We start from the raw sequence: 21,754 nt of genomic DNA on the forward strand, positions 1-21,754 counted from the left end.
AAATCTTGTCATCAGCTCGGATGATTTATCAAAAAAGTGTTACGTGATTTTGGCTAATCAACACGTGTGTTATTCGTATTTAAATTGGCTGATTGTATTTCTTAAATCGTTCGCCATGCGAGCGAGTTGTTCTGAAGCGTGTGCGACTTCTTGCATCGCTGCACTTTGTTCTTCAGAAGACGCTGCGACGTTTTGAACATTTTCTGTCGAATCGTAAGAAACTTGACTAATGTGATCAATTTCATTGACGAGTTGTTCGATGCCAGTGAAGACATTTTGAATCGCTTGATGAACCGTTGTCGTTTCGGTTTGGACCGTCGTAATGGCACGTTCAATATTGTCGAAAGCAATCGTCGCGTCGTCAACTAAACGTTGTCCGTCGTCGACATTTTGTTCGCTCGTTTGAATATCTCGTAACACATGGTCCGTATGTTGGATCATCGCTTGAACGATCGCTTCAATTTGTTCGGCTGCTTGATTGGATTCATCGGCTAATGAGCGTACTTCTGATGCGACGACCGCAAAACCTTTTCCGTGTTCACCAGCACGTGCTGCTTCGATTGAAGCGTTCAATGCGAGTAAGTTCGTTTGATCAGCGATGTCTTTAATCGTTTGAACAGCATCTACAATCGTATCGGTATTCGTTCCGAGCTTCGTCATATGTTCCGTTAAAGAAGAAGAGTTTGTTGAGATGACATTCATTTGATTTTTTATGTTGTGAACAACATTCGTTCCTTTTTCCGCAAGGGCATTCGTTTCGGATGTATAGTTATGAACGGTCTCAATTCGTTCTTTCATGGAGTCCATCTCTTGTAAAATATCGATGGAATGCTGGTTTGCAGAGTCTGTCAATTGATGTTGTGATTCGATTCCGTTCGAAATATCTTGAATCGCATCTGTGACGACCGCAGTAGCACTGCTCACTTCATTGCTTGAAGCGGTCAGTTGACTTGATGTATGTGCAACTTGTGAAGATGAGTCACTCACTTGTTTGAATACGTGAGACAGTCGCTCGGTCATCGTGTTGAAAGAATCAGCTAAATGACCGAGTTCATCTTTCGTCGTCACTTGAACTTTTGCAGTCATGTCTCCTGAAGCAAATTGTTCCATTTTCGAAGCCATCTCACGAATGTTACGTGTAATGAATTGCCCGAAGATTGTCGAAATAATGAAGCTGACGACAACTGCGATAATGACGATGATTGTCATTTGTGTCATACGGCTTGTGACCGTGTCGTTCTCTTTTGCGATAAGTGCATGGATTTCTTCTGTCTGTTCATTGGACATTTGTTTTCCGAATGTGACGAGTTCCATCGCTTGCTGTCCTAAAATAGGAAGAGCCGCTTCACGAGCTTCCGCTACATTACCACTTTCCATTAAAGTGATTACATCTTCATCGATTGCTGTTTCCCAAGCATGTAAATCTTGTTTAAATTGTTCGAACTGTTCACCTGCTGCTCCGAGTTCAATTAATTGATTTAATGCTGTATGTAATTCTTCACGAATTTCATAATGGTTCGCTTTCATGTTGTCGCGATTGTATAACATATATCCTCGAATTGCCGCATTGGCACGGACCGTGTGGAAGGCGAGGTTATCATACTCACTCACCATCTGTTCGTCGTACTGAATTTGTAGCATAATTTTTTCATTATGTTTTAAATGCATAATTCCCATTGCTGACATAATGAGTAAAAATACTAAAATAGCACCAAAACTAATTTGTAATTTATGTTTAATATTCATGTCGCGTAGCTCCTTGTATGAATTGATTTCAAATATCTTATTCATTATATTATGACAAATATGAACTAAAGAAGGAAGGGCTTTCGATTATATTGATAATAATCAGTACATGATTTTCCGTTGAGAATAAAAATCCTGGCCAGACTTTCAATTGTTTGGCCGGGGAATGAGTTAGTGAGAAGGATCAATAAGTTGAGGGAACAAAAACTGTGTTTCGAATTGTTCTTGTAATAATAACGGTGAACAATGATTCCCTTGAACGATGCTGTTTTTTAAAGTTGTTACAAATTGTGCTTGCTCTTCAGTTTGAACGTAGTCAATGATCATCGGGATCTCGAGATTTTGTGTCAGCTGATTAATCGTTTGAATCGCAAACTGGTGGGTAGGTGTTAACGTTTGGATGAAGCTAGAGTCTAGTTTCAAGTATGAAATGGGTAAAGAACTTACAGATCCGAATGATACGTGACTTGATCCAAAACCACCAATCGTTATATTGAATCTCGCATCGCGTAATTGTTGGATTGTTGTTTTAAGTTCATCTGAATTAATAGAAATTTCCCCATAGATCTCTAAGTTTAACGTGCTTGCGTCAAGTTGAATATCGTTTATTAAATCAATCGCATTTTTTGCGAAGAAAGGCTGCTCGAAAAGCCGTGTTGAAATTTTTAAATGCATTTCAATATTTTCATGACCGATTTCTTGCCACTGTTTTAATTGAATTGCAGCTTTGCGTAAAAACCACATGCTGAACGGTAAAATTAATCCAGCATCTTCTGCAATTGGAATAAAGAAATTTGGTAATATTGAACCTCGTTTCGGATGATTCCAAATGGGAACAGCTTCCACCGCAACCATTTCTGTCGTGTCAGTAGAGAAGAGAGGTTGGAACAGTAATGTAAATTGCTCGATTTTTAATGAGCGTCTTAAATCCATTTCGAGTAATGTTTTTTCAATCATTTCATCGCGTAATTGCTCTGTGAAAAATTGATAATTGTTTTTCCCTGTTTTTTTCGCTAAATACATTGCTGAGTCAGCGTTTCGTAACAAAGTTTCATATTCGTCACCATCTTTAGGAAAAATGCTAATCCCGATACTTGGAGTGACAAAAATATCGTAATTATCGATGGTGAAATTGCTCGATATTTCTCGGACAATCCGGTCACCAATCGTGCGAATATTGTCTTCATCCGTCTCAGAAATGACGAGGACGTATTCATCACCGCTTAGTCGAGCGACGATATCATGTTGGCGGACGCATTTTTTCAAACGTTCTCCGACTGCGATTAACAGCTGATCACCAATTAAATGGCCCATCGAATCATTGACACTTTTAAAGCGATCTAAGTCGAGAAACATTAAGGAAAATCCATTGTTTAAAGACGGTCGATATTGATCGATTCGTTCATTTACAAGTTTTTCTAATAACTGGCGATTCGGTAAGGATGTTAAGCTGTCATAATAGGCCATATAAGCAATTGTTTCCTCTGCTTGTTTCCGCTCTGTAATATCAATTCCTGTACCGACTACTTCTGTAACGATGCCGTCTACTATAATTGGCGATAAGTAAATTAAAATTGTATAGTTTAAATAAGTCAGCTCGAATTGCACTTGATGACCAAATGACGCGCGTAATAAATTGCGCAAAATGGCAGAGCGTTCTTTTTCGTCATATATTTTCACAAAGTGTAGGTGATTCAAGTCTGATAAGGAAATGTTTAGTTCTTTTGAAAGTTGTCCTTCCAGCATCGTAAATTTTAAATTAGTCCGATTTTTCACTTTATATTTAAAAATAATATTTTGCAAATGTCGCACAGTGCGTTGAAAATCATTACGTAAAGCTTTCTTTCGATCGGTAATATCAGTTTGAATAAAAATAAATTCTGAAGGCGTTCCGTCGGGGTTTAAAAAGGGAACGACAATTGTATGCACCCAAAATAATTTTCCGCTTGCATCTTTGTTACAAATTTCACCCGTCCATTGTTGCCCGTCTTTTAGCTTTTCCCACATTTCATCGAAAAAGCTAGGGGGATGTGTGCCAGAGTCTAAAAAGTGTTGTGTTTGGTAAAGTAAAGTATCTTCCGAATAACCAGAGATTTCACAAAAGCGTTCATTGACATAAGTAATTTTTCCGTCGTGGTCGATGACAGAGATGATAGAAGAAAGATGGAGTGCTTCTTCTACTTGTTTTAAATAATGGTTTTCTTTTTTGTTTTGTTCAAATAGCAATTGTTCTTTTGTAACGTCTGAACCGATCCATAAAGCTTTAAAGTCATCTTCTGATTCGTTATGGATGACGATTCTAGATACGTACATTGAAAATGTCTCACCGTCTGCTTTTTTTCCTCGAATGACTGTGTTTTCTTGTTCGCTTAATAGTTGTGTCCAATTTGTAAAGCGTTCAAACGCCAATTGATTGCAATGATGATTGAGCAATTGTTCGCGTTCGTATCCGGTCATTTTTAAAAAGGCTTCATTCACATCTAAAATAGTCCCGTCGCTACGGACGATGATCATATAAAATTGTTCATTGACTAATTTAAGTAATTGTTCAGACTGTTTCAATTTTGGTAACAACGGATTCACGTCCTTTAAAATAGATAGTTTTTAATATTATATTTAGATACAATATATCACTTTTACATGTTTTTAACAACTTTAATACTAATTTTAATGTTCTTTTGTAGTTCTATAGTAACAAAAGAGGGGTGAGTGAAATGAATCGAGACAAAACAGAGAAAAGTTGGATAATGTATGATTGGGCGAACTCTGCATATTCCGTTGTAATTACGACAGCTATTTTTCCTATTTACTTTAAAAGCGTTGCGACCGAGCAAGGAGTAGAAGCTGTCAATTCTACTGCGTATTTGGCATATACAGTATCGATTGCCACATTGATTTTGGCGATATTAGGTCCTATTTTAGGAGCGGTGGCGAATTATGAAGGGATGAAAAAGAAATTATTTTTCACTTTTTTTACAATAGGTTTTGTATCAACATTTAGTTTAGCGCTCGTTCCATCTGATAATTGGTTGCTGTTGCTTATTTTATATATTTTCACAGCTGTCGGTTTTCATGGAGCGAATATTTTTTATGATTCTTTTTTAGTGGATGTAACAACGTATGAACGAATGGATTATGTTTCAGCAAAAGGGTTTGGATTAGGCTATATCGGAAGTACGATTCCTTTTTTATTGAGTATTATCATTATTATTTCTGCTCAAATGGAGTGGATCTCTCTTTCAACAAGTGCGGCGAGCAGGTTAGCATTTGTCATTACGGCACTTTGGTGGGCGACTTTTACAATTCCGATGTTGCGCCATGTGACACAGCAATCAGGATTGCCGAAGCCACCACGAGTAGTGAAGGCAAGTTTTCAGACGACGTGGTCTACATTGAAACAAATTCCACAATATCGTCACGTTTTTATTTTTTTAATCGCTTATTTCTTTTACATCGACGGTGTAGGAACAATCATTGCGATGTCAACGGCCTACGGTACAGACTTAAATATTTCAGCGACGACTTTACTCATCGTTTTATTTGTCACACAACTCGTTGCGGCACCGTTCGCTATTTTGTATGGACGACTAGCAAAAAAGCACGGACCGAAACGGATGCTTTATGTCGGAATTAGCGTATATATCCTCGTTTGCATTTATGCTTTCTTCTTAAAGACAGCACTCGATTTTTGGATTTTAGCGATGCTCGTTGCGACGAGCCAAGGAGGCATTCAATCTTTGAGCCGTTCTTATTTTGCACAAATTATTCCGAAAGAAAAAGCGAGTGAATTTTTTGGGTTTTATAATATTTTCGGTAAGTTCGCTTCCATTATGGGGCCACTCCTCGTCGCAATGACGGCTCAACTTACAGGTTCTACTGCTTATGGGGTCTTTAGTTTAGTTGTTTTATTCATCATAGGAGGTATCCTTTTAAGGTTCGTTCCGAATGTGTCAAATGCGTGAAGTATATAAAAACTCTCTTTTCCACGGAAAATGATATATAATAGGAGATAATAGTAAATCACCATTTATTTGAAGGGGAGTGGAATGACTGATGGATAAGTTGAACATTGAATCTTTACTTTCCGTCATGAGTCAATTATTTTCGGAGGAAGTGTCCATTGGACTAACGGATCACGAAAAATATTTGTACTATCAACCGAGCAAGCGTGTCGATTTAAAAATTAAACCTGGACAGCCTTTAAAACCTGGCACTTTAGGGTACCGAGCTGTCAATGAAAATCAAAAAGTATCGGACTTCATCCAAAGAGATATGTTTGGGGTGCCGTACTTTGGACAAGCGGTTCCATTTGAGGACGGTCATTTTAAAGGTTGTGTTATGGCAATTTATCCTTCGTACACAGAAGGGAAATCAGTCGTCACATTAAAAACATCAGATGGATGGATTCCTGTCCCATTTGAAGACGTTCAATACATTGAAGTGAAGGATCGTAAAACGTTCGTCGTATCAGAGAAAGTATCGGGAACGCATAAAAACTCACTTCAAAACTTTGAATTCATTTTACCGAGAACGAACTTTATTCGTTGTCACCGTTCATTTATCGTTAACGTTGAGCATATCGTAGAAATTTTCCCAGATACACATTCTACTTTTGTTTTAGCGATGCGCGACGGAGCAAAAATCCCTGTAAGTCAATCGTATTCAAGTTATTTCCGTAAGCTATTAGGCTTCTAATTATGATCTAATGAGATTCAAAGAGTTATACTCCGCGAATCTCATTTCTTCTTTAAACTCCGAATTCCACATCAATTTCACATTCATCTGTCATTCTGTATCAATACAGAGTGGTAAAAACAACTTCTGTATAATAACACCAAAACATGCCTTTCAATCAAAAAACCTGTCGCTCAGACTAATTTTTTTCTTCTTTCATGCTATAAAAACGTTTTCAAGTCAACAATTGTCGCGAAAAAGGTAATATATTGTATCATATTATGTACAAAGTAAATATTACGAATTTGTGAAAAAAGGGAGCAGTGATCGTATGGAAAACAAAATGGAAAGAATTCGTTTGAAGTCGTTGCAGGATTTAGTCGTTACGCCACAAGAGGCTGCATCATGGATTCAGGACGGTATGACATTGGGGTTAAGTGGTTTCACACGTGCAGGAGATGCGAAAGCGGTTCCACATGCATTAGTAGATCGTACGCGCAATATTGACGGATTTAAAGTAAACGTTTTCACAGGTGCGTCACTCGGCTTTGAAACAGATGAGAAGTTAGCGGAAGCAGGCATTGTGAACAAACGTTTACCATTCCAAGTAGACCGCACGATGCGTGGCAAAATCAATGAAGGAGACTTACTGTTCGTCGACCAGCATTTATCACATACAGCTGAAGTTGTACGTCAAGGAGTACTTCCGAAAATTGATTTCGCAATCGTTGAAGCATTAGCAATTACAGAAGACGGCATGATTATTCCAACGACATCTGTCGGAAACTCATCGATTTTCGTAGAACATGCGAAAAATGTCATTGTTGAAATTAACACAGCACAGCCTGACTTTGAGGGAATGCATGATATTTACGACATCGGCATGTACGGAGAACGTGTTCCTGTACAAATGACGAAACCGAGCGATCGCCTAGGAACGATTGGAATTCCAGTGGATCCAGCGAAAATTAAAGGTATCGTTTTCAACCATCATTTAGACTCACCATCACCAAACGAAGGGCCAGATGCAGAGACTGAAACGATGGCAGCAAATTTACTCGACTTTTTACGCAATGAAGTACGTGAAGGGCGCTTAACGAATGAGTTAGCACCACTTCAAGCGGGTATCGGTTCACAGGCGAACGCTGTACTTTACGGCTTATTAGATTCAGAGTTCGAAAATTTAGAAGTGTACTCTGAAGTGTTACAAGATGCGATGTTCGATTTAATCGACGCTGGAAAAGTTAACTTTGCATCATGTGCATCGATTACAATTTCAGAAGAGAAAATGAAAACAGTATTCGAAAATCCAGAGCCGTACAAAGACAAAATTATGCTTCGCCCACAAGAAATTTCAAACTTACCAGAAGTGATTCGTCGTATGGGACTGATCGCGATCAATACAGCGTTAGAGTTCGATATTTACGGTAACGTTAACTCAACGCACGTAACAGGTACAAAAATGATGAACGGTATCGGTGGTTCAGGTGACTTTGCACGAAACTCACGCATTGCGATTTTCGTAACGAAATCAGTAGCAAAAGGCGGCGACATTTCATCCGTCGTTCCATTCGTCTCACACGTTGACCATACAGAGCACGATGTAGATGTACTCGTAACAGAGCACGGATATGCAGACTTACGTGGACTTGCACCACGTGAACGTGCACCGAAAATTATCCAAAACTGTGCGCACCCAATGTATCGTGAACAGTTAATGGAGTACTTCAATGAAGCATGTGAACGTGGCGGCCAAACACCACATATTTTAGAAAAAGCATTTTCATGGCATACACGTTTGAACGAAACTGGTACAATGTTAGAGCCAGAACTCGTTAGATGAAAAGAAGGCAATACAAGAAATAAATAAACAGTTCCAATAGAAAACAGCTTTCCAACGGGAGTGGGGAAGCTGTTTTTGTATGCTTATTTATCATTCATGAGCGGGTGTGTACTCGAGTTGTTGGAACAATGTTTGCAGTTCTTGCTCTGTCAGTTCCCGCCAGTCGCCATATTTTAAATCACCGAGTTCGATATTGACGATTCGTGTACGTTTTAATTTTACGACATCGTAGCCGAGCGCTTCTGTCATACGACGGATTTGGCGATTCATTCCTTGAGTGAGTGTAATATTGAATGTTTTCGCTCCGAGTCTTTTCACTTTGCAAGGCTTTGTCATCGTTCCAAGAATCGGTACGCCGCTTTCCATCGTCTCGATAAATTGTTGATCGAAAGGACGGTCGACAGTTACGATATATTCTTTTTCGTGTCCATGTTCTTCACGCAAAATTTCATTGACGATATCTCCGTCGTTCGTCATAAGCAACAATCCTTCTGAATCTTTATCGAGGCGTCCGATATGAAAGATGCGCGTCGGATAGTTCATATAATCGACGACATTGCCTTCGATATGACGTTCCGTTGTGCTCGTAATGCCTACTGGTTTATTCAACATTAAGTAAACGCGCTTCGGCTTTGTCGAAATTAATTTTCCGTCCGCTCGAACTTCATCGCTTTCCGACACACGGCTCCCTAATTGAGCGAGTTCCCCGTTAATCGTAATGCGTCCTGCTTCAATCCATTTATCTGCTCCACGACGTGAAGTGATTCCTGCTTCACTTAAAAATTTATTAATTCTCATCGTTTCACCTAACCTATTCATAATAACAACAGTATACCATTATTGAAAAAAGATGCGTATTCCTTTAAATAAATGTTTTGGTAATAAAAGTATATATATTTCTTTTTAAAGACTAAGAAATAATCAAAAGTATTGATATGTAAGGGTTTACAAAGGATAAACTTCTCATTAAAAGACAAAATATTGATGAATTGTTGTATACTAGAATAGGAAAATGAACAGATAGGGTGATCAATATGGAAATGAAACCGATGCATGATTCGAGAACAGTATCTACGCGACTCGTTCTCCCATTAGATATAAATCATCAACAAACGATATTCGGAGGTCGTGTACTCGCGTATATCGACGAGATTGCGGCTATTACAGCGATGAAACACGCTCAAACAGCAGTCGTCACAGCATCCATTGATTCGGTCGATTTTATCGAACCAGCAGTTGTCGGAGATGTACTTGAACTAGAGGCAATCGTTTGTTCAACAGGACGCACTTCAATGGAAGTATTTGTCAATGTTCATGCGACAAACTTATTGACGGGTGAAAATAAAGCGATGACACAATCATTTTTAACACTCGTCGCAATGGATGAACATAAGAAGCCGACACCAGTTGCAGGCGTTTATCCTGAAACTGAGTTTGAAAAGCATTTATTTGAGACAGCGACGAAGCGTCGTGAAGATCGAAAGCGAAAGCAATTAGTCTCTCATTAAAAAAATCGCAGTAGAAATGATCAGTCATTTCACTGCGATTTTTTTATTTATGGTTAGCCATTGTACGTGCGATTCCTGCGATATTACCGAGGATGATGAATGCGAATAGTGAGAACATGATGTATAAAAACCACATAAAACGTTCACTCCTTTTTCATAATTACGTATGTTCTTCAATTATAGCATCGAACAACATGTATCGCAATAACACCTATACAGAAATTGCTAGTTCCTCAAACTTATGAAAAATGTGTGAAAATATAATTGCGAATAAAGTATTGCGAAAAATCAATAATTTGTTTACGATAGGTCAGATTGTATAGGGAGATGAGTTTGTGGATTATGTCATTTATTTTTTCTTAGGTTTAGCGGGGCATTTAATCGGAACGCTCGTTGGAGGTGGAGGACTCATTAGTTTACCGACGATGTTACTCATGGGGGTTCCGATTCATTCTGCTATAGGAGCGAATAAAGTAGGCTCTGTTTTTAGCAGTTTGGCAAATGTCGTGCAAATTGTGAGTCAAAAAGAAATTGCGACAAAATATATAAAGAAAGTATTCATCTTAGGATTAATTGGAGGAGGAATCGGAGGAGCATTAGCTGTCATATCGACCGAGGAAGTGATGACGATGATTGCTCTGATATTAATGATTTTCGCTTTTATGATGTCCTTCATGAAAGGAAATACATTTGGAAAGGAAGTTGAGCCGACATTAGATGCGAAAACATCTGCGCAAATTATCGGAATTGGTGTTTATGATGGCATGTTTGGTCCAGGCAGTAGTACGTTATCGATTTACATGTATGCACGCCAACAACTAACATACTTTGCGTCAGTCGCTTTTACACGTACGTCATTGCTCGCTTGGTGTATCGGTTCGCTCGTTTTTTATATTTCTTCGGGAAAAATGATTTGGCCGATTGCTTTTGCGGTGAGTGGAGGAGCGGTTATCGGTGGTTATTTAGGATTGAAGTTGACGAAAGTCATTAAACCAGAACTCGCTAACTTGCTGTTGCGCACAGTGACGGTTATTTTATTGTTCCAGCTCACGATGAAAGTGCTAACGTAAAATAATATCAGCTATGAAAAACCCCTTATGAAATTCGTTTCATAAGGGGGTTAATATACTATATTAAGAGTTTTGCTTTTTGAGTAAATCACGAATTTCACGTAATAACTCTTCTTGTGGATCTACTTCTGGTTCTGGCTCTGGAGCTACTTCTTCTTTTTTCTTAAATTTCATCATGACACGTAAAGCCATGAAGATCGAGAACGCAATAATTAAGAAGTCAATAATCGACTGGATGAAAGCACCGTATTTAATCGCTGCATCTCCTTTACCAAACATTAAACTTGAAAAGTCAACACCACCGAGCAACATCCCGATGAGTGGTGTAATAATGTTTTCTACGAGAGAAGTGACGATAGCACCGAATGCTCCACCGATAACAACCCCGACAGCGAGGTCGATAATATTCCCTTTAAACGCGAATTCCTTAAAATCATTCCACATAATTTCGATAACTCCTTTAAAAAGTCAATAATGCAAGATTGTATACCCCTGTTCATTTAGTTGCAAACGATATTTACGAAATCATTGAAATTTAAAAGAATTCAATAGAAATGTAAAAGAATTAGTAGAAAAGAAGGTTCTTATTTTTTCATCGCTTCAAAGAGTGTGTAATGCGGGACATAGTGAATCGCTTGACCTTCATAAATGATTAAAAAGTCGTCTGTCTCGAAAAAGTGTATCGGATTGTTGAACGCATCTTGTACGATAACATGTTCAGATGAAGTGTAGGCTTCTTGTATTTTGTCGATGACAGCTTGCTCGTCCGACATTTGTTCGAAATTGGCATCGTATTGAGTGATGTACGCTTGTTGTAACGGAATCGAAAAATTAGCTTCTTCTACAGCGAGTTTCATCATTGGAGATGTGACATTACCTTGCTCACGTAAGGCATTCAAAATTCCTTCGTCCAAATAGCGGAACGGTTCGTACGTGTCGCTAATCGTATATACGCCTTGCACATCTCGGTCAGCCCATTGTGTATCTATAATGATCGCGTCATCTTGTTCAGTGCCATTCGTAATTTTAATTGCTTCTCCTGGTGTTTTACCGATGACTTTTAAAGCACTTTGTTCTAAGTCAGTTCCACCACAAGCTGTTAAAAGAAAAACGAATGCTAAAACTGTGAGAAATCGTTTCATAAAAGATGTTCCTTTCTGTGAGAGAAAGACACCTCTCGGCATGAGAGGTGTCCAATCTTAATTAAAATAATTTGATTTTGTAAGCATCTAAAATATATTGTGGGACGATGAAGCGCGCTGTCATTAAAGGATCGACAACTTGGCTAATTTCCGCTTGGCCCGCAGCGCTCATCAACACTGTCGCATCCTCTAATGAGAGTGATGCGCGTCGTGCTAAAAAGTGGACAGCTTGCTTTGTGCTTAACTGTACGGCTTCATCTAAAGTTTCCGCAGAGACGATAAAGGCGAGACCGTTTTCGTTTTCAATGATCGGATGTTCAATTGATTGTCCTTTGATCACTTCTAATGTGACCGTCGCTTTCCCTGGAACTTCAACGCCAGAGCCACCAATTTCACCGTCGCCCATCGCCGCATGGAAGTCGCCTAACGCAAAGAGCGCACCTTCTGTGAAGACAGGGAAGTAAATGGTAGCACCTTCTTTAATAAGTTTCGTATCCATATTCCCACCGTGACGATGTGGGGTTCCACAAGAAATCGGTTCACCTTCAGGAGCGACGCCAATTACGCCAATCATCGGATTGAGTGGGATGCGTAATTGATCGTCAAAGACGACTTCATTGTTTTCAATCGGTAATACTTTAAGTGACATTTCATCGAGTTCATCTCCGAGCATCCCGAGTCCTTTCCCTGTTGCGAGCACTCCTTGTGAGCCGATTTCAAGACGATCAATCGTCACTTTTAAGACGTCTCCAGGTATCGCTGAATTTACGTAAATAGGACCTGTCGCTGGGTTAATGCGGTTCCAATCGAGCGCATCCATTTGAGTGTCATTCGATTGAATTTGGTTTTCGAAGCAGTCGTACGTTTCAATTTCAACAGTAGCACCACTATCTACAGTTAAAATCGGTTCATTGTCTTTACTAAACGCATAAATGGCATTGTTCGTACAAGCTAACTTGTGCATATTTTGTTTCCCCTTTCGAAGTGAATGATACTTCTAGTGTACCAACGAAAAGCTACAATTGCGAATGTTCAAATTGTTTTTCAATGCGTTTTTGATAAAGGCGATAAACGGTCGTCGTAGCGAGTAAAAGAGCGCTACTTACGAACAGTCCTCCGATAATGTCGCTCGGATAATGGACACCTAAATAAATGCGACTGATTGCGATCGCACTCGTCATAAATAAAGCGAAAGTGAAAAGGAAAATACCACTTTTTATCGTATGTATGTACTGCCACGCTACATAAGCGACTAAAAAATAAAAGCTGAGGGCCATCATCGTATGACCGCTCGGAAAGCTAAATCCGCCAATTTCCGTCAGTCGGTGAATGAGTGGACGCTCTCGTGTGTAGCTATGTTTTAATAAAGTGTTCAACAAAGCGTTTCCGATCATCGTTGTGACGAATAAGATGAGTTGAGATGTTTGACGATAGCGGTAAAGCGCAAGTGTCATGACGACAGAAAATAAAACGACAGTCCACGCATCGCCAATTGTCGTGAACGTTAACATCACGTTCGTAAGCCACGGTTGCTCCCATCCTTGCACAGTTTGAATAATTGCATGGTCAAATGGCAAGATACGTTCAGATTGAACATATCCGCCTAATTGAATAAAGGCAAATGTGAAAAAAAGAATGAAAATAATCGGTGTCATTAAAAAGAGTGTTAGTTGTCTCATACAATTTCCTTTCTATTTTGAGCAAAATGGTCAATAGAACGTGAGAGCACGTGTACAATAGAAATAAATACATATAAACAGGTGATTGAAAATGTCAGCAATTATGAAGCAAATTAAGTCGATTCCCGCATGGCGAGAAATTTTGGAGCAATCGAAGCAGTCGCCCCAAATCATTTTCAAATTTAGTGCGACATGTGTCGTCAGCCCGCCTGCGCATAAACAAATGTCGACATTTATGAAAAAAAGTGACGTACCTGTCCATCTCGTCATCGTACAAACAGATCGAGAGGTGAGCGATGCGATTGAAGCGGATTTAGGCGTGCGCCACGAATCTCCTCAAGTGCTCATTTTAAGCGGTGGTCGTGCTGTTTGGCAAGCGACGCATTATAAAATTAAAGAGCGAGACGTACGAAAAGCGATTAAATTATACACATAACAAAAAGACAAGTGTCCTGAGGGAAGGACGACTTGTCTTTTTTAAACGAGTTGTTTTCTCATACGAGAACTGGAGATGCCTAACGCTTCTCGATATTTTTGAACGGTGCGACGTGAAATTTTAATTTCATGTTGGAATGCGAGATGCGATGCGATTTGTTGATCCGAGAGTGGCGCTTTTGGATTTTCTTTCTCAATACAGTGTTGAATTAAATGTTGTACTTTCGTACGAGAAACTACACCTGTAGCCGTTTGAATTTTTGGTTGAAATAATTGTTTGAACGGATAAATTCCATGTGGTGTTTCGAGCCATTTATTCATCGTTACTCGACTAATTGTTGATTCATGAACATTTAATTGTTCTGCTACTTCACGCATCGTCAATGGTTGAAGTTCTGTTTCTCCTTGTAAGAAAAAAGAACGTTGTCGCTCAATCACATGTGTCATGAAGCGATGTAATGTTTCGTAACGTTTTTCTAAGCTACGTTTTAGCCAGTAGTAGCGCAGTTGTTGGTCGCGTACGAACTGTTTCGCTTCGTCATCGTATTGTTGCCAATGTTCAGGTTGGTGAAATGTGATGGTCGGCGCATAAGTCGGGTGTATCGCGAAAAATAACGCATCCCCATCACGTTCAATCATCACATCAGGAATTAAAGTGTCTACTTTTTCATACGTATCGATTTGGCAAGGGTACGGTTGTAATGTGCGAATTTCTTGAATCGCGTCAATCACTTCTTCTAAAGTAACTTCACATTCAGTTGCAATTTCTTTTAATTGTTGTTTTGCAAGATCTTGTAAATGAAATTGAATAATTTGTAAGACGAGGGTCTTGTTTTCAATCTCGGCCTCTTTTGCTTGAAAATATAAACATTGTTCAACAGACATCGCTCCGATTCCAGGCGGTCCGATTTGTTGTAGTAAATTGACTCCTTTTTCAATCAATGTACGTTGTAACGGAACAGCTTCCGTATCTAAGTAACCATTCGATTGAATGTAAGGGAGCAGAGCGAGCACGAGTTGTCGCTCTTGTTGGTTGTGAAATTGAAGTCTGACGAGTTGTGCTAACTCATCATAGCTAATGCTATTGTCCCCATATTGTTCTGATGACGGTTCTACCCATTGTGGTTCACTCGATTCATTCGACTTTGAACGATTGGAACGCGTTCGTCTTAATTGAATCGTAATTAAAGGAGAACGTTCATTTTCCTCAGCCAGTAATTCGTCCATTTCATCAATGGAATAATGAAGCATGTCAATCGCTTGCCGAAGTTGTGGTGTCATCGTTAATTGCATTTGCTGTTTCGCTTGTAAAGAAAGTTGCATAAAAATCCCCTTTCGTACGTAAGCGTTTACATCCCCTGTAATAAATTCCCCTCTAATTCTTAATTTATCATGAAATGAAAAAAACTCCTACCCTTTTTGAGTAGGAGTGTAAAAATATTAAGATTGACAAAGAATTGTTAATTCGGTAGGGAAACTAGAAAGCACTTCGCATTTTCCTTGCTCATTAATATACACGGTATCTTCAATACGGATGCCACCCCACTCTGGAATATAAATACCAGGTTCGATCGTAAAGACGTATCCAGGCTGTGCAAGTTCCTTGTTATTACCGTGTACGGAAGGCTCTTCGTGAAGCCCAATACCTAAACCGTGACCGACACGGTTATTAAAGTATTCATTGTATCCTGCATCCGCAATGACTTGACGCGCTGCGATATCGAATGACTTTAAAGGTGCATTAGCGCGCACTGCTTTTATGCCTGCTTCATTGGAAGCTTTGACGATATTGTAGCGCTCACGTTGCTCTTCAGAAGCTTCTCCGATGATGAATGTACGCGTAATGTCAGAACAGTATCCGTCTTTAATAACACCGAAGTCGATCAACAAGAAGTCTCCTTTTTGCATCGTACGCTCTCCTGGTGAACCGTGTGGAAGTGCTGCTTTTTCGCCTGTTAAAACAATCGTAGAGAATGACGGACCGTCCGCTCCGAATTTGCGCATGAGCATTTCGAATTCACTGACGAGTTCGAGTTCGGTCATTCCGATGTACACTTTTTTCAAACCTTCTTCTAAAACTTGTTCGATAATGCGTAACGCTTCGCGAAGCTTCGCAATTTCTTCTGCACTTTTACGTTTTCTTTCGTCGTTAATGAACGGTTGAATATTTTCGACTGTAACTCCTTCGAATGTTTCTGTTAAAAGTAAGTAACGTTCGTAGTTGACAGCACGCGCTTCAAGGCCGATTTTTCCAGAAAGTGTTGGCATATGCGTTTTGACGACTTCAAATGGAAGTTGGTCATCTGAAATGGGAATGATATTGTCGAGTTGACTAGCGAGTGCTGCTGCATCTTTATCTAAAGCAGGCACGAAGAAATAAGCTTCATCTTTTTCAACATCAATGAAATAAGCCATGAAGCGTTCGTGCGGGTCTGATAAGAAGCCTGTGTAATAAAAAACGTTTTCAGGATCGTGAATCATCGCAACACGAATATCATTTTGTTTTAAATATTCAATTAATTTAGCGCGACGTGTTTCGTAAATCGTCATGTGGATTCCTCCTCCATTCGTATATAAAACTAGTATGCCATAGCATAATTAAAAATGATACGGTCATTCTTCGGATTTCGAAATAATTTCTCCGTTGTTATTTTCAAAATTGTTCAAAATTCGATATGATAGGAAGACGAAAAGGGGGAAGGTAAATGTTTGGAATTGCGACAATTGCGATAACAGCTCCTTTATTTTTTCTGATTATTTTGAGAATAGATGCTTTACGCAGTATGTTTTACAGTTTATTGCTCGTATCAGGGTCGGCTTATTTCATTTGGGGGATGGAGAGAGAAGCAGTTGCGGCTTCAAGTGTACAAGGGATGTATAAGGCGACATATATCGTCGTTATTTTATTCGGAGCGACAATTTTAGTCCATTTACTACAACAGACGAAAGCGATTGAGACGATTCAGCGAAGCTTCCAGTCGGTTTCACAAGACCCGCGCATTTATATCGTTTTAATCGCATTTTTATTCGGTTCATTAATTGAAGGGATCGCAGGTTTCGGGACGCCTGTTATCATTATCGGTCCTTTGCTCGTCGCGCTTGGCTTCAAGCCGTTGAGCGCCGCTGCTTTAACTTTAATTGCGAATCGGACGAGCTCTCAATTTGGAGCGGTCGGAACGCCGATATTTGTCGGATACAGCAATGTGACGGAAGCGAGTACGTCTTATTTTCAGCAGTTATCTTTTGAAATTATTATGTTGGATTTTGTCCCGACTTTACTCACACCATTATTATTAATTTATTTATACAATCGCTTTTTCGCATCTGAACGTAAAACGATGCGTCCTTACATCATTTGGTCGCTTTTCATCGGACTTAGTTATGTATTATTTTCTCTCTTATATGTTCAATTTTTAGGGTTGGAGTTCGTTTCAATTTTGACACCTTTGACGATGATTGCGATTGCTGTATTTACGATTAAACGAGGAATTTTTTTACCGAAATCAAAATATAAAGTTCCGCTAAATTTTAGTCGTCGTCAATTAATAGGGGCTTGGTCTCCGTATGTTGTTATTGTTTTATTGTTAGGATTGACGAGGTTATTACCACCTGTGCAAGAAACGATTCAGTCATTATGGCGCATTGAACATCGTGCGATTTTTGGAGTGGAAGCAATCGATGGCGATCTTTCTATCTTTTATTCCCCTGGTATTATTTTATTGCTCGCCGGTTTGATTGGATTAATCATCCAAAGGCAACCGCTAAGACTATATCAGACAGCCATTCAACAATCATTTAGAAAAGTAGGGAAGGCTGCATTAACTTTGTATTGTACATTAATGCTCGTACAAATTTTTACTAATTCCTTTATAAATGATAATAATTTACCGAGCATGCCTCAATATGTGGCGGATGTCATGATTGGACAGTTTGGTGGAGTTTGGTTATTCGTTGCCCCTTTTCTTGGACTGCTCGGGACGTTCATTACTGGAGGAGCGACCATTTCAACCTTGACCTTCGCTCCGATACAAGAAAATGTAGCGATTGACCTTAGCTTGCCAACGAAGCTTATTCTCGCCCTTCAAATGACAGGGGCAACGACAGGCACAATGGTTTCCATTAATAATGTCGTGACGGCTTCCGCTGTGCTTGGATTGTTAGGGAAGGAAGGGCAAGTGTTGTTGAAAACGATCATTCCTGCAGTGCTTTATTTAGTATTCACGACTGTTTGTGCGTATTTAATATTATTTATTTTTGAGTAATATGTGACAGTTGTCATGTCGTTATGATGACAACTATGTCTAGGACGATTTCTTTCGATTCGATAAGATAAAGGTAATCAGAAACGAAAGAAGGGAATCGACGATGAGTAAAGAACAAACGAAAGCTTTGCATAAAGCCGTTCAACCTTACGCTAAATCAGAACGTTCAAAAAGCATTGCACAATTGATTAATACACTCGTCCCATATTTTGCTTTATGGGCACTCGCTTATTATGCTTATACGGTTTCACCATGGCTCATGGTACCCGTCGCATTAGTAGTCGCAGGATTTACAGTACGTCTCTTTATTATTTTTCACGATTGTACACACGGATCATTTTTCAAAAACAAAAAAGCGAATGATATCGTTGGAACGATTACAGGGATTTTGACGACATTTCCATACGAAATGTGGAAGCGTGAGCATTCGATCCACCACGCATCGAGTTCAAATTTAGATAAGCGCGGTGTTGGTGATATTTGGGTAATGACCGTACAAGAGTATGAAGAAGCTTCAAAATGGCAACGTTTTGCTTATCGTGCGTATCGTAACCCACTCGTCATGTTCGGTTTCGGTCCTTTATATTTAATTTTAGTATCGAATCGTTTCAATCGTAAAGATAGCCGTAAAAAAGAACGAATCAATACGTATATTACAAATCTCGCACTAGTAGGCATCTATGCTGGAATGAGTTTATTAATTGGATGGCAAGCATTTTTCCTCATTCAAGGAACGATCATGTTTGTAGCAGGAATGCTCGGAATTTGGTTATTTTTCATTCAACATACATTCGAAGATTCGTATTTTGAGGAGCAATCAGAATGGGATTATGTAAAGGCAGCAGTAGAAGGGAGCTCGTATTACGAACTTCCGAAAGTGTTACAGTGGATTACAGGAAACATCGGCTTCCACCACGTTCACCATTTAGCGCCAAGAATTCCAAATTATCATTTAGAACAAGCGCATGAAGAAGTAGAACCACTTCAATACGCAACGAAAATTACGTTAAAAACGAGCTTAGAATCGTTACGTTATAAACTTTATGATCCAGAGACGTATTCTTTCATCACATTTAAAGAAGCGCATAAAAAAATAAAACAAGGCTCTGTGAAACGTAAAGTTAGTTTAAATTCGTAATCGAAAGAAGGTCATGCTATGTTGATGACCTTCTTTTTTTATTTAAAAGTGACGTGTTACAATGAAAGAAAAAGGAGGTCGACCTAGGTGACGACGAAGAACAGCTGGTTTCATATCGTTCCACGCAGTCCGTGGATGAGCATTTACATATGGATTATTTTTTGCATTTTACCTTTCTTCTTTATTTTTCGAGCGTCCACTCGTTTAGAAATAGGGATCGGTATCGCACTCGTTCTCTCTTTCTTTTTGTTTCACTTTTTTGCGACACATGCTAAACCAGGGCTTGTCTATATGTGGATCAGCTTTGAGATGGTCGTCCACTTATTGTTGACGCTATTATATGGATACGTATATTTAGCGATTTTTATCGCTTTCTTTATCGGTAACATTCGTCATCCTGTCGGTTTTTATATTATGTACGGCTTGCATCTCGGATTTACGATTATCGCCGTCGTCGCAGGATTTTTTATCGATTTAGAGCTGTTTCTACCTCAAATTCCGTACATTATTATTACGATCATTGGCGCGATTTTATTACCATTTAATTTATACAATCGCAATAAACAAGAAAATTTAGAAGGGCAACTTGAAGATGCAAAAGAGACGATTTCAGCGCTTCATATTATTGCAGAACGGGAACGGATTGCGAGAGACCTTCATGATACATTGGGACAAAAATTGTCACTCATCGGATTGAAAAGTGATTTAGCTTATCGTTTAGTGACGAAAGATGCTCAAAAAGCGCAAATGGAAATTAAAGATATTCGGGAAACGGCGCGCATCGCTTTGAAAGAAGTGCGAGAACTTGTCGCAGGGATGCGTGCGATTACATTGAACGAAGAGCTTCCACGCATTCGTCAAATTTTAACCGCGGCGGAGATGGAGTGTGTTATTGAAGGAGATACCGTCATTAAAAAATTGCCTGCCATCGTAGAAAATGTGTTAAGTATGTGTTTGAAAGAAGCGGTAAACAATGTCGTGAAGCATAGTAAAGCAACGAAATGTACGATTACATTTATTCAAGAGCCAAATGAACTCGTTGCGATTGTAGAGGATGATGGAATTGGCCTACCTTCATCTATTAATCGCGGGACAGGTTTAAAAGGAATGCGAGAACGGTTAAACTTCATAAACGGGACATTGCATATCGCAGCAGAAGAAGGCACTCAACTTACAATTACAGTACCGAATGTCATTACACACCAAGTGGAGGAGGAGATCGAATGATTCGAATTGTCATTGCGGAAGATCAAGGGATGATGCTTGGGGCGCTAGGGTCACTCATTAATATGGAAGATGATATGGAAGTTGTCGGCATGGCGAAAAATGGAGAAGAAGCATTGCAGATCGTATTACAAGAGAAGCCAGACGTCTGTATTATGGATATTGAAATGCCTGTAATGACAGGTTTAGACGCAGCAGAACAATTAAAAGATGAAGAAACGAAAGTCATTATTTTAACGACATTCGCTCGTGCAGGTTATTTTGAACGCGCTCGTAAAGCGGGAGTGAGAGGGTACTTATTGAAAGATAGTCCGATTGAAGAACTCGTCGATGCGATTCGTTCGATCATGGACGGCCGACGTATTTATGCGCCAGAACTCGTCGATATTGCGTATGATGAAATTGTCGAAAATCCACTCACTGACCGAGAAAGCGAGGTGCTTCGGCTCGTCGCAGAAGGCAAGACGACGAAAGAAATTGCCGGTGAATTATATCTCGCACCCGGAACGGTCCGAAACTATATTTCAACTATTTTTGAAAAATTGGATGTCGGCAATCGGATTGAAGCGATCGCACGTTTTAAAGAAAAAGGTTGGTTCCGTTAAAGTTAAGAAAAAATTCATCTGAAATCGGCAAGGATACCCCCACTTCAATCGTGTGAAGGGCGATAGCTCAACGATAAGTGGGGGAGGAATTGCCGTCAGATACGGTAGTATCTGAAACCTGTACCTTGCCTCCTCCTTTCTCCATTTTTGTTTAATTTTCACTAAAACAGTGATATAATTTAATTAGTGAAAGGTGGTGAACATAATGACTACAATTACTGCAAAAATACAAATATATGTTTCTAACGACCAATCTAAAAATCTAATGGCAACTACTAATGCTTATCGTAATGCTTGTAATTGGTTGTCCAAACAGGTATTCAAGACAAAAATTTTAAATCAAGCAAAACTTAACGATTTACATTACAAGCAATTACGTGGTAAATTTGGACTAAAAAGTCAAATGGCTCAATCTGTCATGAAAACCG

General features: G+C 39.3%; 19 protein-coding genes and 1 pseudogene. 11 read left to right on the plus strand and 9 right to left on the minus strand.

The window, feature by feature from the left end; genetic code table 11:
* Positions 1 to 69: 69 nt before the first annotated feature.
* Together ACFQ0V_RS01530 and ACFQ0V_RS01535 are read right to left on the minus strand one after the other, a co-directional pair.
* Positions 70 to 1,746, minus strand: coding sequence for a methyl-accepting chemotaxis protein (locus ACFQ0V_RS01530; protein ID WP_381008959.1), 1,677 nt, complete (start codon positions 1,744 to 1,746; stop codon positions 70 to 72).
* A gap of 171 nt (positions 1,747 to 1,917) precedes the next feature.
* Positions 1,918 to 4,320 carry a diguanylate cyclase domain-containing protein gene (locus tag ACFQ0V_RS01535; RefSeq protein WP_381008961.1) on the minus strand — a complete coding sequence of 801 codons (2,403 nt, stop codon included), beginning with the start codon at positions 4,318 to 4,320 and terminating at the stop codon, positions 1,918 to 1,920.
* Positions 4,321 to 4,460: 140 nt separating this feature from the next.
* Between ACFQ0V_RS01535 and ACFQ0V_RS01540 the strand changes: the two genes are divergently transcribed.
* The 3 genes from ACFQ0V_RS01540 to ACFQ0V_RS01550 all read left to right on the plus strand — a co-directional run bounded on the left by ACFQ0V_RS01540 (position 4,461) and on the right by ACFQ0V_RS01550 (position 8,263).
* On the plus strand, positions 4,461 to 5,708 hold the full coding sequence (locus ACFQ0V_RS01540) for an MFS transporter (protein WP_381008963.1): 1,248 nt from the start codon (positions 4,461 to 4,463) through the stop codon (positions 5,706 to 5,708).
* Between the two features lie 91 nt (positions 5,709 to 5,799).
* Positions 5,800 to 6,441, plus strand: a complete 642-nt coding sequence (locus ACFQ0V_RS01545; RefSeq protein WP_194563583.1) for a LytTR family DNA-binding domain-containing protein — start codon at positions 5,800 to 5,802, stop codon at positions 6,439 to 6,441.
* A gap of 310 nt (positions 6,442 to 6,751) precedes the next feature.
* Positions 6,752 to 8,263 (plus strand): succinate CoA transferase, encoded by a 1,512-nt coding sequence (locus ACFQ0V_RS01550; RefSeq protein WP_381008965.1) that lies wholly within the window; start codon positions 6,752 to 6,754, stop codon positions 8,261 to 8,263.
* Positions 8,264 to 8,353: 90 nt separating this feature from the next.
* On the opposite strand, the gene ACFQ0V_RS01555 is transcribed toward ACFQ0V_RS01550, so the two are convergent.
* Positions 8,354 to 9,061 carry a pseudouridine synthase gene (locus ACFQ0V_RS01555; protein ID WP_381008967.1) on the minus strand — a complete coding sequence of 236 codons (708 nt, stop codon included), beginning with the start codon at positions 9,059 to 9,061 and terminating at the stop codon, positions 8,354 to 8,356.
* A gap of 236 nt (positions 9,062 to 9,297) precedes the next feature.
* Between ACFQ0V_RS01555 and ACFQ0V_RS01560 the strand changes: the two genes are divergently transcribed.
* Together ACFQ0V_RS01560 and ACFQ0V_RS01565 are read left to right on the plus strand one after the other, a co-directional pair.
* Positions 9,298 to 9,771, plus strand: coding sequence for an acyl-CoA thioesterase (locus ACFQ0V_RS01560; protein WP_381008969.1), 474 nt, complete (start codon positions 9,298 to 9,300; stop codon positions 9,769 to 9,771).
* A gap of 335 nt (positions 9,772 to 10,106) precedes the next feature.
* On the plus strand, positions 10,107 to 10,841 hold the full coding sequence (locus ACFQ0V_RS01565) for a sulfite exporter TauE/SafE family protein (RefSeq protein ID WP_381008970.1): 735 nt from the start codon (positions 10,107 to 10,109) through the stop codon (positions 10,839 to 10,841).
* A 63-nt stretch (positions 10,842 to 10,904) separates the two neighbouring features.
* Here ACFQ0V_RS01565 and mscL read toward each other — a convergent pair whose 3' ends face one another.
* The 4 genes from mscL to ACFQ0V_RS01585 all read right to left on the minus strand — a co-directional run bounded on the left by mscL (position 10,905) and on the right by ACFQ0V_RS01585 (position 13,662).
* On the minus strand, positions 10,905 to 11,285 hold the full coding sequence (gene mscL, locus ACFQ0V_RS01570; RefSeq protein WP_381008972.1) for a large conductance mechanosensitive channel protein MscL: 381 nt from the start codon (positions 11,283 to 11,285) through the stop codon (positions 10,905 to 10,907).
* A gap of 140 nt (positions 11,286 to 11,425) precedes the next feature.
* A complete protein-coding gene (locus ACFQ0V_RS01575; protein ID WP_381008974.1) occupies positions 11,426 to 11,983 on the minus strand; it encodes a hypothetical protein in 558 nt (185 codons plus the stop codon).
* Positions 11,984 to 12,044: 61 nt separating this feature from the next.
* Positions 12,045 to 12,947: an acetamidase/formamidase family protein gene (locus ACFQ0V_RS01580; protein WP_381008976.1), complete on the minus strand. Its 903-nt coding sequence runs from the start codon at positions 12,945 to 12,947 to the stop codon at positions 12,045 to 12,047.
* 52 nt (positions 12,948 to 12,999) lie between these two features.
* Positions 13,000 to 13,662 (minus strand): phosphatase PAP2 family protein, encoded by a 663-nt coding sequence (locus ACFQ0V_RS01585; RefSeq protein WP_381008978.1) that lies wholly within the window; start codon positions 13,660 to 13,662, stop codon positions 13,000 to 13,002.
* Between the two features lie 91 nt (positions 13,663 to 13,753).
* Here ACFQ0V_RS01585 and ytxJ point away from each other — a divergent pair, with 91 nt between their 5' ends.
* Positions 13,754 to 14,098, plus strand: coding sequence for a bacillithiol system redox-active protein YtxJ (ytxJ, locus tag ACFQ0V_RS01590; RefSeq protein ID WP_381008980.1), 345 nt, complete (start codon positions 13,754 to 13,756; stop codon positions 14,096 to 14,098).
* Positions 14,099 to 14,139: 41 nt separating this feature from the next.
* Here ytxJ and rpoN read toward each other — a convergent pair whose 3' ends face one another.
* Together rpoN and ACFQ0V_RS01600 are read right to left on the minus strand one after the other, a co-directional pair.
* Entirely contained in the window at positions 14,140 to 15,420 is a 1,281-nt protein-coding gene (gene rpoN, locus ACFQ0V_RS01595; RefSeq protein WP_381008981.1) for an RNA polymerase factor sigma-54, read from the minus strand.
* Between the two features lie 117 nt (positions 15,421 to 15,537).
* Positions 15,538 to 16,647 (minus strand): M24 family metallopeptidase, encoded by a 1,110-nt coding sequence (locus tag ACFQ0V_RS01600; protein WP_381008983.1) that lies wholly within the window; start codon positions 16,645 to 16,647, stop codon positions 15,538 to 15,540.
* A 155-nt stretch (positions 16,648 to 16,802) separates the two neighbouring features.
* Here ACFQ0V_RS01600 and ACFQ0V_RS01605 point away from each other — a divergent pair, with 155 nt between their 5' ends.
* From ACFQ0V_RS01605 to ACFQ0V_RS01625, 5 genes and pseudogenes are all read left to right on the plus strand, one after another.
* Complete coding sequence (locus ACFQ0V_RS01605; protein ID WP_381008985.1) at positions 16,803 to 18,359, plus strand: L-lactate permease; 1,557 nt, start codon at positions 16,803 to 16,805, stop codon at positions 18,357 to 18,359.
* Positions 18,360 to 18,462: 103 nt separating this feature from the next.
* A complete protein-coding gene (locus tag ACFQ0V_RS01610) occupies positions 18,463 to 19,497 on the plus strand; it encodes a fatty acid desaturase (RefSeq protein WP_381008986.1) in 1,035 nt (344 codons plus the stop codon).
* Positions 19,498 to 19,584: 87 nt separating this feature from the next.
* Positions 19,585 to 20,724 carry a sensor histidine kinase gene (locus ACFQ0V_RS01615; protein WP_449329112.1) on the plus strand — a complete coding sequence of 380 codons (1,140 nt, stop codon included), beginning with the start codon at positions 19,585 to 19,587 and terminating at the stop codon, positions 20,722 to 20,724.
* Positions 20,721 to 21,326 carry a response regulator transcription factor gene (locus ACFQ0V_RS01620; RefSeq protein ID WP_381008988.1) on the plus strand — a complete coding sequence of 202 codons (606 nt, stop codon included), beginning with the start codon at positions 20,721 to 20,723 and terminating at the stop codon, positions 21,324 to 21,326. Before ACFQ0V_RS01615 ends, ACFQ0V_RS01620 begins: the two co-directional genes overlap by 4 nt.
* A 205-nt stretch (positions 21,327 to 21,531) precedes the next feature.
* A pseudogene (locus tag ACFQ0V_RS01625) lies at positions 21,532 to 21,754 on the plus strand (RNA-guided endonuclease InsQ/TnpB family protein); the annotation flags it as partial.

This window comes from Savagea faecisuis (assembly GCF_042675605.1).
Classification (GTDB): Bacteria; Bacillota; Bacilli; order Bacillales_A; family Planococcaceae; genus Savagea; species Savagea faecisuis.